Below are 16394 nucleotides of genomic sequence, written 5' to 3' on the forward strand. Positions count from 1 at the left end.
TTATTTTAAAACCGCTTGATTGTTTGCAATTATACCGTAAACGTGTCCTTTTAAAGCTTCGTTTTCAAAAATGGCATTTTTAGATTTCGATATAATATCTGTTTTAGAGAACGTGTATTTGGTATCTGGATTAAAAAGTGCCATGTTGGCTGTGTTTCCAATGGCTATAGGTGATGTTTCAATACCAAATCTAGATTTTCCTTTGGTTAACACATCAATCGTCTTTTTGGTTGTAAAGATGGTTTGTAAGGCTCCAAAAGCACTTTCTAAACCTATCGCTCCATAATTAGCATGATCGAATTCTATCTTTTTCTCTTCAACATCAATAGGATTGTGGTCTGTGGTTACCATATCGATGGTGCCGTCTTTTACGGCATCAATTAAAGCATCAATATCACTTTGTATTCTTAGCGGTGGTAAAACCTTGTAATTGGTGTCAAAGTCGGTTAAAACAGCATCAGAAAAGTAAAGGTTGTGTATGGCGACGCTACAAGTAACATCTAGTTTTTTCTTTTTCGCTTCTCTTATCAAAGCTACCGATGTTGCTGTAGAAATGGTTGGAATGTGTAATTTTCCGCCTGTATATTCCAGTAAGAATAAATCTCTTGCCACTTGTAATTCTTCAGCTAAAGCTGGAATACCTTTAAGTCCTAACTTTGTACTTGTTATGTTTTCATTCATAACACCGTGTCCAGAAATTTTGTTTTCTTGAGGAAACGAGCATACTAAACCATCAAAATTACTAGCATACTGCAAAGCAATTTTCATAAGGTTTGGGTTTGCTATTGGTTTTTTATAATCGTAAAAAGCCACGGCGCCAGCAGTACTCATATCGTAAAGCTCGGCTAAATCTTCACCTTTACTACCAACCGTTAGCGCGCCTATGGGTAATAAGCTTACAGCATGGTTGCCAGCTTTGGAGTTTAAAAATGTAATATTAGCATTAGAGTCTATTACCGGATTTGAGTTGGCATTTACGGCAACGGTTGTAAAACCAGATAGTGCAGCCGTTTTTAATCCGTTTTTAATAGTTTCTCGTTCTTCGAAGCCAGGCTCTCCAAAACTCACACTACTATCAAACCAACCTTGAGAAATATGAAGATTCTCGAGATTAATTTCTTTGTAATTTTTTGGATTTTTAATGCTTTTGGAAACCTTAGTAATCTTGCCGTTTTCAATTAATAAATCCTGAGTTGTATTGTGAAACTCGCTTTTGGAATCTATGATTGTGGCCGATTTTATAAGTATGTTCATTTAAAGAATTTTAAGATGAGCATTTCAATAATCAATAACGCTAATGCAAAAATAACAAACCATTTCCATAGCGCGTTAACTTTTGTGTCACTTTTTATAGTATCGAAAACTTTAGTGATAGAATCGCTAACGGTGACATGCTCTAAAGCAGAAAGATCTCGGTAAGATAAATTACTTTCGTTTCTGCTATAATTGTAGCTCACGTTTTTAACGATTTCATTTTTGTTTTGTATAGAATATGTTCCTGCAAACGCTGGAGATTCAGAAGTATTAACCACCACTTTATTATTAAAATATTGCTGTTTAGGTATAATATTTATATCATTATTTACAAGGGATAACACAGCGTCTTGCTGCATTTTTGTCTCCACATCAAAACTATTGTCTTTACCAATAGTGTAATATAACTCGGGAATTTTAAAACTCTGTTTCGCGATATTATATAGTGTTGGTACAATTAATGGCGAGTTTTTAAAACTAGAATTGTTTGTGTTTAAGGCTGCAGAAAAAATATAAGTGTTTTGTCTTTGACCTAAGAATGTTTTACCATCTTCAAATTTTAAAACTGAAGATAGGTTAGAGGACGTTAAGTTATAAAAGCTACTCACTTTTGGGTATTGAAAGTTTTTAACTTGCTTTTCAAAAACGCCGTTGTTGTATAAAGGATGTGAATAATTTATGGTGGTAATGCGTTTTTCAGAAGACACTAAATCACTAAAGCTACTATTAGAATTCGCCAAAAATTGATTATAAGACGTGTTATTGATTGTTTTTGATGGTATAATAATGAGTGAGCCATTTTGTTTTGTAAACTGATTTAATGCAGAAGCCAAGGCAACAGGTATATTATTTAGCTCATTTAAAATAATTAAATTTTGAGCATCAATAAGGTTGTAATTTAATTGATTTATTGGTGTTGCATTATAGTTAAATTCAGTTGCGTTATAAATGCGTTTTAAAAAAGCATCGTCACTATTATTAATGCTTAAAACATTAATTTTTGAGGCTTTATTTATGTTGAAGTAAAGGGTGTTATCAAACTGAAGATTAGCGTCATCTATAGTTATTTTTCCATTTATAGTTTCGTTAACTGGAAGTGAAAAAGTGGTTTCGGAATCTTGCTCAATAGCGACAGAAGTTTTAGCAATAAGTTTATCGTTATTGTATAATGAAACAGGTAAGTTTTCAATTGAGATACCGCTGTTTTTTAATATTACTTTTAACTCTACGGATGTAGGATTGGAGTCTGAAATATAAAGACTATCAACCGAAATATTGTTTTTGTTAATAGCGCTTAATTTAACAAAATTTAAATTTAAAAGTGTATCTTCTTTGTTTATTATTTGTGATTCATCTTCTTGAAAATCAGATATTAATATGGTATTTTTTAAAGTATTACTTTTATTATTAAAAAAGGTGTTGCTTTTTAATAAAGCCGCTTCGACGGTGAATTGATTTGGTGAATATTCAAGTTTTAATAAATCGTTTTTAATCGCTTTTATACTTGTGTTTTTAAAAATAGTATTGTTTGTGAAAATCGATATATTTTCGTTTTCTGGAACATTAGAAATAATGTCTTGCACGGCTCGTTTTAGTAATTCACCTTGATTACCTTTGGCTTGCATGCTAAAAGAATTATCTAAATAAATTACAGTTTCTTTTTCTGTTTTAAAGCTATTTGATTTTGATGTAAACGGTTGCGCAAAAGCAAAAGCTAAAGCTGCTAAAAGTAATAGTCTCGTTAACAGAATTAACCACTTTTTAATTTGCGAACTTTTACGTGTTTGAAGTGTTGCTTCTTTTAGAAAAGCCACATTGGTAAAGTCTACTTTTTGAAACTTACGAAGCTGAAATAAATGAACAATAATAGGGATGAGCAGTAAAAATAAAGCGTAAAGAAGTTCTGGGTGTTTAAACTGCATGTTGTTTTAGATTGCCCAAATATAGAAAATGCATTTGAATTTATAAACGTATTAATTTCTTAATTCTAGCGGAAATAAATTGAATAGTATTTAAAAACACCCCTAAAGTCCCCTCAAGGGGACAATTCATCCTGATAAAGTGTTCGTGTTGATATTATTGCGAGTGCTTTTTTAGATTTTTTAGTGTTGAATAGAACTTAATTAGTAAAATTCTTTTTCTTTAAGCTACTTGGTTTGGTTTGTCCCCTCGAGGGGACTTTAGGGGTGTCCGCAATCCAGCTAAACAAAATCAACAAAAGAAAACATAATCATGAACAGATTTCATTTCTAGTTTGTTTAAATACGCTCTAATTTCTACTTGAGCATCTTTATTAGCTACAGTTATAATACTTTGGGGATTCTCAATGGTTTCTAAATCTTTAAATGCCCTTAAAATTTTACCGTAAATATCTTTTCCAATCTTTTTTGGGTTATCGCAAATCCATTCAAAATCAATTTGCTTTTCTATAAGTGTTTTGGCTATAAACTTGCCTTTATTGCCAGCGCCCCAAATTACAAGTGTTTTTTCAGTATTATAATCTAACTCTAAAAAGTAGTCCAGTTTTAATGGTATAAAATGATTTTCTGCATAGTGCTCATCGGTTCTAGAGGTGCGATGGCTATAATCTCTCCAATCATGCAGAACGACATCACACGGAATACACTTAAAGCCATGTTTATAAAATCGAAAGGCTAAATCGTAGTCTTCTGGATATCTATTTGGATTAAAGGCGTTACAAGCTATTAAATCGTCTCTATGCAGCATCCAACAGGGCGACGGAATAACACATTCTTTATAAATTTCAGAATAGTTAGCACCGCTTACTGTTAAAGCATTCAGCCAAAGCTCATAACTTTTGTATCCGTCTTTTATGCCTTCTTCAGCAAAATAATTAACTAACCCAACGGCCAAATGGCCTTTTCCTTGGTTAATTAAACTATTTGCCAAAACCTCTAGTTTGTTAGGTTGCATCACATCATCACTATCCATTCTTGTAATTAACGCACCAGTACTGCGTTTAAATGCTAATTGTAAGGCATCAATAATACCGCTACCAGAATTTTTTAGAAGCTTTATTCTATCGTCTGCTTTAGCGAAGGTTTCTACTATAGAAAAACTCTTGTCTGTTGAGTTATCATCAACAATAAGGAGCTCCCAGTTTGTATAGGTTTGAGCAATTATTGATTGCAAACACGGGCTTATAAAAGCGTCTGTGTTCTTAAACGGAATTAATATGCTTACTAAAGGGTTTTGCATTCTGCGAATTTAACAAAACATTAAGAAAGCTGCCCGTAACAATATGGTAATTTGCACGTCAATTAAAAAAACATAAAAATTAATTTAATGTATACAAAATCACTATTCGCTTTATTTGCTGGTGCTGTGTTAGTTGGCTGTGGGTCTACTAAAACTATTAGCAACGATTTAGCAACAAGTTTACCTATTGAAACTTCAATAAATTTATCTAACATTGCTGATGATAAAGCGCCTGTAACCATTAATCCAGGTCGTTTTACAAAAGAAACAGTTACTTATAGATTGCCTAGAGTAATACAAGGTACTTACTCTGTGAGTGATTTTGGTAAATATGTTGACGATTTTAAAGCCCTTGATTATAAAGGAAATGAATTGGCTGTAAACAAAGTAGATACCAATTCTTGGACTATTGCTAATGCGAAAGAATTAGATAAAATTACCTATTTAGTTAACGATACTTATGATATTGAATTAGACGGTGGTATTGGAAAAGATACACCTTTTTCTCCAGCAGGAACAAATATAGAAGCCGAAAATTATGTATTGAATTTACATGGTTTTATTGGATATTTTGATTCGTTAAAGAGCAACCAATATAAACTGGATGTTACTGCTGCTACAGATTTTGATCGTACATCTGCATTACAAAAAGTAAATTCTCAAACTAGTGAAGACGGAAAAACAACAACTACAAGTTATTTTGCTCCTAGATATTTCGATATTACAGATAACCCGATGATGTATGGTAACCTTGATGTTGAAGAGTTTCAAGTAGGCGATATTAAAATTGTATTAAGTGTTTACTCTCCAAATAATGTGCATACGGCAAAATCGCTTAAAGACGTTGTTTTTAAAATGATGGAAGCTCAAAAAGCATATTTAGGAGACATTAATGCAACACCGCGTTATGATATTTACTTGTATTTATCTGAAGGTAACGATGACTCTCCAAAAGGGTTTGGAGCCTTAGAACATCACACTTCTACAGTTGTGGTATTACCAGAATCTATGGATGAAGCTTCGATAGCTTCAAGCATGACAGATGTAGTATCTCATGAGTTTTTCCATATTGTAACACCGTTAAGTGTACACTCAGAAGATGTCCATTATTTCGATTATAACAACCCAACATTTTCTAAGCATTTATGGATGTACGAAGGGGTTACTGAATATTTTGCAACCTTATTTCAAGTAGATCAAGGCTTAGTTGAAGAGAAAGATTTCTACAATAAAATAATGGGAAAAATTGATGGGTCAAGACGTTTAAACGATGCTATGAGTTTTACCATAATGAGCGAAAATGTTTTAAAAGCACCTTACAAAGACCAATATTTAAACGTGTACCAAAAAGGTGCATTAATTGGTATGTGTATTGATATTATTATGAGAGAAGAAAGCGGCGGAAACAGAGGGATCCTTTCATTAATGAAAGAACTATCTAATAAATACGGAAAAAGCAAACCGTTTGAAGACGATAAATTAATTGAAGAAATCACAGCAATGACCTACCCATCTGTAGGCGAGTTTTTAAACACACATGTGGTTGGAGATATTCCAATTAATTATAATTCATTTTTTGATAAAGTAGGATTAGAATTCGCAGATGGTAAGGTAGAAGCCAATTATATTTTAATGAATGGTGCGCCTATTGTAAGTGGAGATCCAACAAGAGGTATCTTTTTTATAGACAGCGTTCTAGAAAACAGTTTCTGGAAAGAGCAAGGTGCACAACCAAACGATATTATTAAATCTATTGATGGTACCGAGGTTACACTTCAAAACGCAAATGCTGTTTTAGGCGAAGTTTTTGGTTGGAAGCCAGGTCGCGATATTGAGGTTAAGTTAGAAAGAGATGGTCAAGAAGTTATCATAAAAACAACAACAACTCAAGGTTACACAACTGGAAAAGCTTTAAAGCAAAAAGCAAATACTACCGAAGCGGAAAACGAGCTACGCGAAGCTTGGTTAAGAGGCTAAAATAATTTCAGAATTACAATTAAGAATAAACGATTGATGAACATAATGTTTGTCAATCGTTTTTTTGTATTTCTAGTTTTTGGCGTTACCACAAGGGGCGTGCTTTACACTATATCTTTTGTTTTTTTGCCCTTCCTGTAGATGTTAGCGTCCATTTTTAAGACCAGTATTTTTCAAAGTGTCATTTTGTGTTTACTAGCGCAAACAAAAGGATTCCGTTTCAATCCTTACCTGCCGGCAGGAAGGCCTAACGCGGGTTGATCCGCTTTAGCAATTGTAAAAGCTAGCCCATATTTGGTGTTTTAATAAAATTATTAAAACGAACAATAAGTATTTATTTGGCAATGGTAAACTTAAAGGTTGTTCCAACATTAATAACAGAGTCCACTTCAATAGTGCCCCCAAGTTTATTAATTAGCGTTTTTACTGTGAATAGGCCAATTCCTGTGCCTTTATTACCGTTATTGTCTTCCTTATGTGCTGTTTTAAATAAATCAAATAACGAGTCTTGCTTATTGGCTTCAATACCTTTTCCGTTATCTTTTACATAAAACACATAATACATGTCGTTTTCTTCAAAATTGATTGTAACTAAAGGTGATTGTTTAAAATTATATTTAAAACCGTTATCAACTAAATTTAAAATAATTTGCTCTAAGGCATATGTATTTACATTATTTAAAGTAGCTGTTTTTAATAATTTAAAGTTATCATCATTCAAACTTAAAATAGATTTTACAGAATTAAATACAGCTTCTAATTGTGTTACTTTTTTATCTTTTTTAAGTAATTTTTCGCTTTTATAATGTTTTAAAATACCATCAATATACGTTCTAAGCGTGTCGGCTGATTCTTCTATATAATTTAGATATTCCAAATCAATTTCAGGATGTGAAATTTTTAATTCATCTTTAAATAGGTTTGAAAGTGATGTGATATTTGCTAAAGGCGACTTTAAATCATGAGAGACCTTATTCGCAAAAGTTTTTAAGGTGTTATAACGTTCTTCTAATGTTTCAAGTGTTTCATTAAGCTCCTTGTTTTTTAGCCTTAATTCAAAAAGTTTAACCACTTGATTTGCCAATATTATTAAAGCTTCTTTTTGCTCTTCAGTTATTTTTCTTGCATTGTTATCGTAAACACATAAGGTGCCCAAAGGAAATCCATCTGGATTAATTAAGGGAACACCAGCATAAAATGAAACATTAAATGATTCTACAATAGGATTGTCATGAAAGCGCTCATCTTTTTTAGCATCTTCTATTATAAATATAGGTTGATCGCTCAAAATTGTATGTCCACAAAAGGAAATCTCACGAGGCGATTCGTTAAAATCAATACCATGGTGTGATTTTAAGAAATTTCTATCGGTATCTAAAAGCGTAATTAGCGAAATTGGAACCTTACATATATTAGCGACAAGACTTGTTATATTATCAAAATCTGATTCTGGAAGTGTATCAAGTAAATTATATTGCTTAACTGCTTCTAAACGGTCAAGTTCATTATCTGGGAATTCAGGTTTTATCATAAATAAATATATAAAGTATTATATAATTTTCATAAAAAATGGAGAGGTAGTTTTTAAAAAAGCTTAAAACCCTTCAAAAACGCCTAAACCAAATAAAGCAAAATCATATTTAACAGGATCGTTCGGGTCTAGTTTTCTTAAAGCGGTATCTAATTCAGTTAAAGCTTTTCCATCGTTTTGTTTTCTCTTTAGTAAACCAAGTTTTCTAGCAACATTACCAGAATGTACATCCAAAGGGCAGGAGAGTAGGCCTGGAGAAATGGATTTCCAAATCCCAAAATCAACACCAGTATTATCATTACGGACCATCCAGCGTAAAAACATATTAATACGCTTTGCTGCCGAATTTTTTAATGGATCGCTCACATGTTTTTGAGTGCGTTGTAAATGGTCGATTTCAAAAAATACAGATTTAAATTTTGAAATCGAGTTTTGAAGCGAATTGGTTTCAGCATGTTTAGCAAAAACAGCTTCTAAACCAATATGGTTTTTATAAATATGTTGCAAAGATTTTATAAACTGTACACAATCATTACCATTAAAAGTACGGTGTACAAAAGGTTCAAGTTTTTCTAAATCAGAGTCTTGGTGGTTCATTACAAAATCATAAGGCGATTGGTCAAGCAAATCCATTAACCTATTTGCGTTATTGATAATGCTTTTTCGGTTGCCCCAAGCTATGGTCGCTGTTAAGAAACCAGAAATTTCAACATCTTCTTTTTTATGGAACGCATGCGGAATTTGAATCGGGTCGCTCTCAATAAATTCTGGATTATTATATTGAATAACTTTAGCATCTAAAAACTCTTTAAGTTCGGCTTTAGTTAGTTTTATTTGTTTTCCTTTCATAATTCAACAAAAATAATTGTAATTAGCTTAACAAAAAGGAGACTTAACACTTTAATACAAAATAGTTGATAAATAAACGCATTGAATGATTAGTAAAAAAGTGATTTTGCCTGTTATTGTTTTTTCTCAGTTTTGCTGTACTTCACTATGGTTTGTAGGGAATGCCGTTATAGGCGATTTAATGCAAAGTTTTAATTTAGAGCCATCAGCTTTAGGGAATTTAACTTCGGCAATTCAATTTGGTTTTATTATCGGGACTTTTATATTCGCTATTTTAACTATTGCAGATCGATTTTCGCCATCTAAAGTGTTTTTGGTTAGTGCGGTAATCGCTGCTGTTTTTAATGTGTTAATTGCATTTGGTTCTCAAACTATATTTAGCTTGGTTTTACTCAGGTTTTTAACAGGCTTTTTTCTAGCGGGTATTTATCCTGTAGGTATGAAAATTGCTTCCGATCATTTTGAGAAAGGTTTAGGTAAATCTTTAGGTTTTTTGGTTGGCGCGTTGGTTTTGGGAACTGCTTTTCCTCATGTGTTAAAATCTTTTGATGGTGCGGTGTTTTGGGAGTATATGCTTTATGTTACCTCGTGTTTAGCTTTATTGGGTGGTGTATTAATTTTTGTATTAGTACCAGATGGACCGTATAAAACAACACTACAAAAATTTGATATTTCTGTATTCTATAAAATTTTTAGAATTAAAAAATTTAGAAGCGCTGCTTTTGGATATTTTGGACACATGTGGGAGTTGTATACGTTTTGGGCCTTTGTTCCTGTGTTTTTAAAATTGTATACCGAATTCCATCAAGATATACATTTAAATATTCCTTTGTATAGTTTTTATATTATTGCAATAGGTGGTTTTGGGTGTGTAGTTTCTGGGTATTTATCTGAACGATTTACGCCTAAAAAAGTGGCCGGTATTGCACTTACGCTATCGGGTATTTGTTGTTTAATATCGCCTTTGTTCTTTATGGTTAATTCCGAATTTGTATTTGTATTGTTCTTAATGTTTTGGGGTGTTGTTGTAATTGCAGATTCACCATTATTTTCAACTTTGGTGGCACAAAATGCAAACTCAGAATCAAAAGGAACTGCATTAACAATAGTGAACTCTATAGGTTTTGCTATTACTATTGTTAGTATTCAGTTAGTAAGTTATTTACAAATTATAATAGAGGCTAAATATTTATTTTTAGTATTGGCTATTGGACCCGCTTTTGGATTGTATGCGCTGTATAAAAAAGGCTAATTCGTTATTTTACCATCAACCATAACTAATTTTCTGTCAGCCATATTTGCTAAGTCTTCATTGTGAGTTACTATAACGAATGTTTGTCCAAATTCATCTCGAAGTTTAAAAAATAGGTTGTGAAGATTTTCAGCAGATTCGCTATCTAAATTACCAGAAGGTTCATCGGCAAAAATTAAATCCGGATTATTAATTAAAGCTCTAGCCACGGCTACACGTTGCTGTTCACCTCCAGAAAGCTCGTTGGGTTTATGATTGTATCTATGCGATAATCCTAAAAAATCTAAAAGTTCTTTAGCGCGTTTTTCGGCATCAGCTTTATTCGTGCCTTTTATAAATGCTGGCAAACACACATTCTCTATGGCTGTAAATTCTGGTAGTAATTGGTGAAATTGAAATATAAAACCAATATGCTCATTTCTAAACTTAGCGAGTGCTTTATCTTTTAACGTGTTTATACTGGTATTGTTTATTTTTAATTCTGAACCCGTTGTTGAAGAGGCTTTATCAAGCGTGCCTAAAATATGTAGCAAAGTTGTTTTTCCTGCTCCAGAGGCACCAACTATTGATACAATTTCGCCTTTTTCAATCTGGATATCTACACCTTTTAAAACTTGTAAATCGCCGTAATATTTATGAATGTTTGTTGCTTGAATCATTGGTGAAAAATAATAGGGTGAATTTACTACTTTAAACTGTTACCCACAATTAAGAACTGTTTTTGTTACGGAATACATTTTTAACATCATTATAATCAATAAAATACACCAATCTTAAAGAGAATGTGTTTCGTTTTTCTTGATCGAATAGTGTATTTAAGCTATCGAAATAACTGTCTTGCGAGTTGTTTGAGAAATTAAATATTTGGTTTCTGTATAAAGCTGTTAACTGACTTCCAGGAGCAAATTGCCAAGTATAACTAAAATCTAAATTCCAAGTATTAAAATTAGCATCTGGGTTAAAATCGTCATCTTCGCCAATAGTATATTTAGTGTTTGTGTTAGAGACTAAAAGACTTCCGTTGTCTTGCAGGTTATAAACTTGGTTATCGTAAGTAACACGACTTAGATAATTTCTAAAGCTTAATGTTAAAGCCTTGAACGGGTCGAAGTTATAACTTCCAGAAATGCTAAATTCTGTTTCGATACGTTCACGTTGACCAAAAATAATTTCGCCGTCAACCTCTTGGTTGTTTATATAACCTCTATCGGCAGTATAATCATCATATTCATATCCTAAAACAAGTAAAAACTTATCGTTAAATTTAAAACGTGGGTTAATACCGTACCAATAATTATTAAAGTTGTGTCTTTCTTTGTCAAAATATAAGGCATACCCAAAATTAGCATCTATGGCAAAAAATAAATTATAGTTAGAAGATATCCATAAGTTAGTTTGTGTATAATCTTTGGTAGTGAAATAGCTGTCAAAACCATTTCTAGGCTCGAAATAATCATGATTATCACCAATATTCCAATTCCAATTAATACCAAAAGTGTGTAATTTTTTTGTTGTAGCGTAATAATTAAGTCCAGTATTGGTTCCTGTATATGTATTAGGATTTGCTAAATATTTATGGTTAAGCCAACCATTTATTTGGTAGCTATTAAGTTTTTTTGTGGGTTCAAAAATTCTATAACTCATTTCTGCACCATAATTTCTATAATTATTCCTAAAGAGTATGCCTAGGTCGTTAATGTCATAATTTTCATCTGCATAATCATAAATGGCGCTATATCTAAATTTTCCGCTGCTTTTACCTATACCGGCTCTAGCGCTATATCCATTAGCTTTATCTGCAACATCATTAAAGGAGCTCATTTTTACTTCAGCAATTGCATCGTATGTGTTTTTTTTGTTTGTTAAATCAAATAGCAACCCGGTAACATTAGCATCTTTAAAATCACCATTTCTTGTAACGTTTGTATTTATTAGCGTTACCGAAGAATTTTTGTTAAACTGTTGGTCTAATACCATGATATTGTAGTTAGCAAGTGGTTCAACTAAAACATCTCTTTTTGTTTTTATGGTAGATTCGCTAGGAGTGTTTTCGTTTATAGTTTCCGTTTTTTCAATAGTTGCAGATGTTTTTTCTGTAATAGCGTTAAAGAATCCTATGCCTAAACCTTTTTTTGTTCTACCAGATATTTTTACTGCATTTAATAATTGAACTTTATCGGGAAAATCAACTAATTCTTCATCATCTTCTGTTTCTGGGTATAATGATGGATTATCACCAACACGCCTTGAGTAGAATAAGTCTCCTTTACTAAATAAATCAACACCTTCAGTAAAAAATTGGCGTTGTTCTGTAAACTGTTGTTCAAAAGGCCCTAGGTTTAACTCTACATCATCAAAACCTGCTTGGCTAAAATCTGGAATTAGTGTAGCATCTAAAGTGATGTTTTCTGTAATGCCGTATTTTATATCTAGACCTGCCGCAAAATCGGTGTCTGTATCTCCGTCATAACTACTTACAAGTCCAGAGGCGTACGGATAAAAACTAAGTCGTGTTGGTGGGACTATGTTTTTTAGACCTTTTAATTCGGCGTTATAAAATCCAAAATCGCCTTTAGTAACATCTATAGCATTCCAAGAAAATTGCGATCTTGTTTTTCTAAATTGCCTATGAAATTGAATACCCCAAGTTGGGTCTTCTTGTTGCGTAAAGCGAAGTGCTCGGTATGGTATTTTTACTTCAAGAATCCAACCATCGTCTACTATTTTTACGGCGCTTTCCCAAACGGCATTCCACCCAAAATCTTCACCATTACTCGGGTTTTCGACAGCATCAGCTTGGGTTCCTGTGCTAAACACAAAAAATTCTGTATTGTTTTGCGCGTCATTGTTTGGATTGAATATCATACCAAAAAAATCAGATTGTCCAAAATTATCCCTTTGGGTAAATTGGCGCATAATGTCTTCAGGGTTGTCGTGCAGATATGCTGAAATATAAATAGCATTATCATCATAACACATTTTTACTTCGGTGCGTTTTTCTTTAGTGGGCGATTTTCCAACTTCTGGTCTAAACTGAATAAAATCTGTAGCAACTTGTAAATTATCCCAAATGCTTTCGTTTAGTACACCATCAATATTTGGTGCGTTTAATGTTCTGGTTATTTGGTATGATTTTTTGTTCTGAGCTTCAAGCTGAGCAAAAATGCATAAGACCAGCATTAATAATGATACTTGCTTCATTTTTTTGATTGATTGATGATGTTATTAGTCACGTAACAATAGCAAAACTAAATTTGTTATACTTTATTATTCATAATAAAAAGTTAAAAATTTCTATAGAGCTATTAAAGCACTACGGTTGCAACATATTTTTTAGTTACCTTTATTCAAGAATATTTCTTTGGGGTCGTGCCTTGAAGTTTCTGTTGAATTTGTCATTCCCTTAAAATCGTAGATTCATGAATTCAAAAAGTTTGAATAGAAATCAATGAGTAAATCGGGAATCTAAATTATAAATTACTATGCCATATAAGAGTTTCGAGGAATACAATGATGATACTACCGAAAATGTTAAAAAAAAGTACCATGAGATTATTACAGATTTAGGTGAAGATACCAGTCGTGAAGGGTTATTAAAAACTCCAGAGCGTGCAGCAAAAGCTATGCAGTTTTTAACACAAGGTTACGATCAAGATCCTGTTGAAATCCTTAAAGGAGCCATGTTTAAAGAGTCTTATAACGAAATGGTTATAGTAAAAGACATTGAGTTGTACTCGCTTTGCGAACATCATATTTTACCATTTTTCGGAAAGGTGCATATTGCTTATATACCAAACGGGCAAATAGTAGGGCTAAGTAAGTTGCCAAGAATAGTTGATGTGTTTGCAAGACGTTTGCAAGTACAGGAACGATTAACAGAACAAATTTTAGACTGTGTAAATGACACGCTAAAACCACAAGGCGTAGCTGTTGTTATTGAAGCATCGCATATGTGTATGATGATGCGTGGTGTACAGAAACAAAACTCAATTACTACAACTTCTGGGTTTAGAGGGCAGTTTGAAAAAATTGAAACCCGAAATGAGTTTTTAAAGCTTATTGGTAAATAATAGCATCATTTATTTTGGTATGTTTCTTGCAATACAATTACTAAAAAATAATAATGAATTTAGAAAATTTAAGTAAATATAAAAAACTCGCATTAAGCCTTGTGTTTGATGCTATTGGAATGCTCAGCTTTACAATCTTTGATGTTATTTGGGCGCCAGCCTCTGGGTATTTAATGAGTAAAATGTATAAAGGCAGAAAAGGTAAAATTGCTGGTGTGGTGTCTTTTATTGAAGAAATTATACCTGGGCTAGATATTGTACCGACTTTTACAATTATGTGGTTTTTAACCTATGTGTTTCAGAAGGAGGAAGAAGTGATTGAGGTTAAAAATTGATTTTCGTTAACTTTAATGATATGACGTCGTTTTAATGACTTATATCAGTCGTTAACGAAGTTAGTCGAATTTTTTACAAAGTCAAGTGTCTTCATCAAAAAAATCAATTCAAAAATTGTTAACAAGTCACTCTTAAATAACTATTTAAATTTTGTAAATTTGCCTGCGTTTATAAGCGCAACATGACAACTACAGCAAAATACATTTTTGTAACCGGCGGGGTTACATCATCCCTAGGAAAAGGCATCATAGCAGCATCGCTTGCTAAATTACTTCAAGCTCAAGGCTATAGGGTAACCATTCAAAAATTAGATCCATATATAAATGTAGATCCAGGAACTTTAAACCCTTACGAACACGGCGAATGTTACGTAACGGAAGATGGCGCAGAAACCGATCTAGATTTAGGACATTACGAACGTTTTTTAAACAGACCAACAAGTCAGGCTAATAACGTTACTACAGGTAGAATTTACCAAAGTGTTATTGAAAAGGAACGTCGTGGTGAATTTCTAGGTAAAACGGTACAAGTTGTGCCTCATATTACCAACGAGATTAAAGAGCGCATTCAAATACTTGGTAAATCTGGAGATTATGATATTGTAATTACAGAAATTGGAGGTACAGTAGGTGATATAGAATCTTTACCTTATATAGAAGCTGTGCGTCAATTACGTTGGGATTTAGGAGAACATAACGGAATTGTTATTCATTTAACATTAGTACCTTATTTATCTGCAGCTGGCGAATTAAAAACAAAACCAACTCAACATAGTGTAAAAACACTTATGGAAAGTGGCGTACAAGCCGATATTTTGGTATGTAGAACAGAACGTAACTTACCTAAAGATTTACGTCAAAAACTAGCATTATTTTGTAATGTTAAGGAAGAGGCAGTAATACAATCTATAGATGCATCTACAATTTATGATGTACCTAATTTAATGCTTGAAGAAGGCTTAGATAAGGTAGTTCTAAAAAAATTGAACTTAGAAAGCTCTAAACCAGATATCGATCAATGGAACCAGTTTGTACACCGCCACAAAAATCCAAAAACTGAGGTCACTATTGGTTTAATAGGTAAATATGTAGAGTTACAAGATTCTTATAAATCTATTTTAGAAGCGTTTATTCATGCAGGTGCTGTAAATGAAGTTAAAGTAAATATAGAGTCTATACATTCTGAATATATAAATAAAGATAACGCCAAGTTAAAGTTAGCACATCTAGATGGTGTTTTAGTAGCACCTGGTTTTGGTGAGCGTGGTATTGATGGTAAAATTGATGCCGTTCAATATGTAAGAGAAAACAATGTGCCATTTTTAGGAATTTGTTTAGGTATGCAAATGGCTGTTATAGAATTTTCTAGAAATGTTCTAGGACTTAAAGATGCCGCTTCTACCGAAATGAATGCGAGTACTTCACATCCGGTTATTGGTTTAATGGACGACCAAAAAAACATAACAGATAAAGGTGGTACTATGCGTTTAGGTGCTTGGGCTTGCGATTTAAAAATGGGAAGTGCCGTTCGCGATATTTATAAAGCGGAAAGTATTACAGAACGACACAGACACCGTTATGAATTTAATAGTGACTATAAAGCGCAAATTGAAGCCGCTGGTATGATTGCTACAGGTTTAAATCCAGATACCGGCTTAGTAGAAATTGTTGAAATTCCAGAACACCCATGGTTTGTTGGTGTTCAATATCACCCTGAATATAAAAGTACAGTAGCAAATCCACATCCTTTATTTGTGGCTTTTGTTAAGGCAGCATTAACACATAAGAAAAAGAAAAATAATGCCAGTATGGCATAAAAGTAAGATTGGATAGCTTATTGATAAGCTTTAACCATTCCTATAATATATTAGGAATCTTATTTAATAGTAAAAAAGCAATCGACTCAA

Annotated in this window: 12 protein-coding genes; 5 read left to right on the forward strand and 7 right to left on the reverse strand. The window is 32.7% G+C overall.

Features of this window, described 5'->3' with window-relative positions; genetic code table 11:
- The 3 genes from SJY43_RS10810 to SJY43_RS10820 form a co-directional block, all read right to left on the reverse strand.
- On the reverse strand, positions 1-1254 hold the full coding sequence (locus SJY43_RS10810) for a dihydroorotase family protein (protein ID WP_396600752.1): 1254 nt from the start codon (positions 1252-1254) through the stop codon (positions 1-3).
- Positions 1251-3176 (reverse strand): BatA domain-containing protein, encoded by a 1926-nt coding sequence (locus tag SJY43_RS10815; RefSeq protein WP_396600753.1) that lies wholly within the window; start codon positions 3174-3176, stop codon positions 1251-1253. Before SJY43_RS10815 ends, SJY43_RS10810 begins: the two co-directional genes overlap by 4 nt.
- A gap of 289 nt (positions 3177-3465) precedes the next feature.
- Entirely contained in the window at positions 3466-4473 is a 1008-nt protein-coding gene (locus SJY43_RS10820) for a glycosyltransferase family 2 protein (protein WP_396600754.1), read from the reverse strand.
- A gap of 87 nt (positions 4474-4560) precedes the next feature.
- Here SJY43_RS10820 and SJY43_RS10825 point away from each other — a divergent pair, with 87 nt between their 5' ends.
- Positions 4561-6450 (forward strand): peptidase M61, encoded by a 1890-nt coding sequence (locus tag SJY43_RS10825; protein ID WP_396600755.1) that lies wholly within the window; start codon positions 4561-4563, stop codon positions 6448-6450.
- A gap of 334 nt (positions 6451-6784) precedes the next feature.
- On the opposite strand, the gene SJY43_RS10830 is transcribed toward SJY43_RS10825, so the two are convergent.
- Positions 6785-7981, reverse strand: a complete 1197-nt coding sequence (locus SJY43_RS10830; protein ID WP_396600756.1) for an ATP-binding protein — start codon at positions 7979-7981, stop codon at positions 6785-6787.
- Between the two features lie 63 nt (positions 7982-8044).
- A complete protein-coding gene (locus tag SJY43_RS10835; RefSeq protein WP_396600757.1) occupies positions 8045-8830 on the reverse strand; it encodes a TIGR02757 family protein in 786 nt (261 codons plus the stop codon).
- An 85-nt stretch (positions 8831-8915) separates the two neighbouring features.
- Between SJY43_RS10835 and SJY43_RS10840 the strand changes: the two genes are divergently transcribed.
- Complete coding sequence (locus tag SJY43_RS10840; RefSeq protein ID WP_396600758.1) at positions 8916-10082, forward strand: MFS transporter; 1167 nt, start codon at positions 8916-8918, stop codon at positions 10080-10082.
- Here the strand turns inward: SJY43_RS10840 and SJY43_RS10845 are convergent.
- Positions 10079-10741, reverse strand: coding sequence for an ABC transporter ATP-binding protein (locus tag SJY43_RS10845; RefSeq protein ID WP_396600759.1), 663 nt, complete (start codon positions 10739-10741; stop codon positions 10079-10081). The genes SJY43_RS10840 and SJY43_RS10845 overlap by 4 nt on opposite strands.
- 49 nt (positions 10742-10790) lie before the next feature.
- Positions 10791-13283 carry a DUF5916 domain-containing protein gene (locus SJY43_RS10850; RefSeq protein ID WP_396600760.1) on the reverse strand — a complete coding sequence of 831 codons (2493 nt, stop codon included), beginning with the start codon at positions 13281-13283 and terminating at the stop codon, positions 10791-10793.
- A 281-nt stretch (positions 13284-13564) separates the two neighbouring features.
- Here SJY43_RS10850 and folE point away from each other — a divergent pair, with 281 nt between their 5' ends.
- The 3 genes from folE (at position 13565) to SJY43_RS10865 (ending at position 16304) form a co-directional block, all read left to right on the forward strand.
- The gene (gene folE / locus SJY43_RS10855; protein ID WP_396600761.1) at positions 13565-14152 is read left to right on the forward strand and encodes a GTP cyclohydrolase I FolE; all 588 of its coding nucleotides are present in this window, start codon (positions 13565-13567) and stop codon (positions 14150-14152) included.
- 53 nt (positions 14153-14205) lie between these two features.
- Positions 14206-14487: a hypothetical protein gene (locus SJY43_RS10860; protein ID WP_396600762.1), complete on the forward strand. Its 282-nt coding sequence runs from the start codon at positions 14206-14208 to the stop codon at positions 14485-14487.
- A 182-nt stretch (positions 14488-14669) separates the two neighbouring features.
- Positions 14670-16304 (forward strand): CTP synthase, encoded by a 1635-nt coding sequence (locus tag SJY43_RS10865; RefSeq protein WP_396600763.1) that lies wholly within the window; start codon positions 14670-14672, stop codon positions 16302-16304.
- Positions 16305-16394 lie beyond the last annotated feature (90 nt).

Source organism: Algibacter sp. R77976 (assembly GCF_044594645.1).
GTDB lineage: Bacteria > Bacteroidota > Bacteroidia > Flavobacteriales > Flavobacteriaceae > Algibacter_B.

Excerpts from the sequence above, each read along its gene's own strand:
- SJY43_RS10850 (WP_396600760.1), bottom strand. The coding sequence starts at position 13,283 with ATGAAGCAAGTATCATTATTAATGCTGGTCTTATGCATTTTTGCTCAG.
- SJY43_RS10860 (WP_396600762.1), top strand. The coding sequence starts at position 14,206 with ATGAATTTAGAAAATTTAAGTAAATATAAAAAACTCGCATTAAGCCTT.
- SJY43_RS10840 (WP_396600758.1), top strand. The coding sequence starts at position 8,916 with ATGATTAGTAAAAAAGTGATTTTGCCTGTTATTGTTTTTTCTCAGTTT.
- SJY43_RS10845 (WP_396600759.1), bottom strand. The coding sequence starts at position 10,741 with ATGATTCAAGCAACAAACATTCATAAATATTACGGCGATTTACAAGTT.
- SJY43_RS10835 (WP_396600757.1), bottom strand. The coding sequence starts at position 8,830 with ATGAAAGGAAAACAAATAAAACTAACTAAAGCCGAACTTAAAGAGTTT.
- SJY43_RS10830 (WP_396600756.1), bottom strand. The coding sequence starts at position 7,981 with ATGATAAAACCTGAATTCCCAGATAATGAACTTGACCGTTTAGAAGCA.
- SJY43_RS10810 (WP_396600752.1), bottom strand. The coding sequence starts at position 1,254 with ATGAACATACTTATAAAATCGGCCACAATCATAGATTCCAAAAGCGAG.
- SJY43_RS10815 (WP_396600753.1), bottom strand. The coding sequence starts at position 3,176 with ATGCAGTTTAAACACCCAGAACTTCTTTACGCTTTATTTTTACTGCTC.
- folE (WP_396600761.1), top strand. The coding sequence starts at position 13,565 with ATGCCATATAAGAGTTTCGAGGAATACAATGATGATACTACCGAAAAT.
- SJY43_RS10825 (WP_396600755.1), top strand. The coding sequence starts at position 4,561 with ATGTATACAAAATCACTATTCGCTTTATTTGCTGGTGCTGTGTTAGTT.
- SJY43_RS10820 (WP_396600754.1), bottom strand. The coding sequence starts at position 4,473 with ATGCAAAACCCTTTAGTAAGCATATTAATTCCGTTTAAGAACACAGAC.
- SJY43_RS10865 (WP_396600763.1), top strand. The coding sequence starts at position 14,670 with ATGACAACTACAGCAAAATACATTTTTGTAACCGGCGGGGTTACATCA.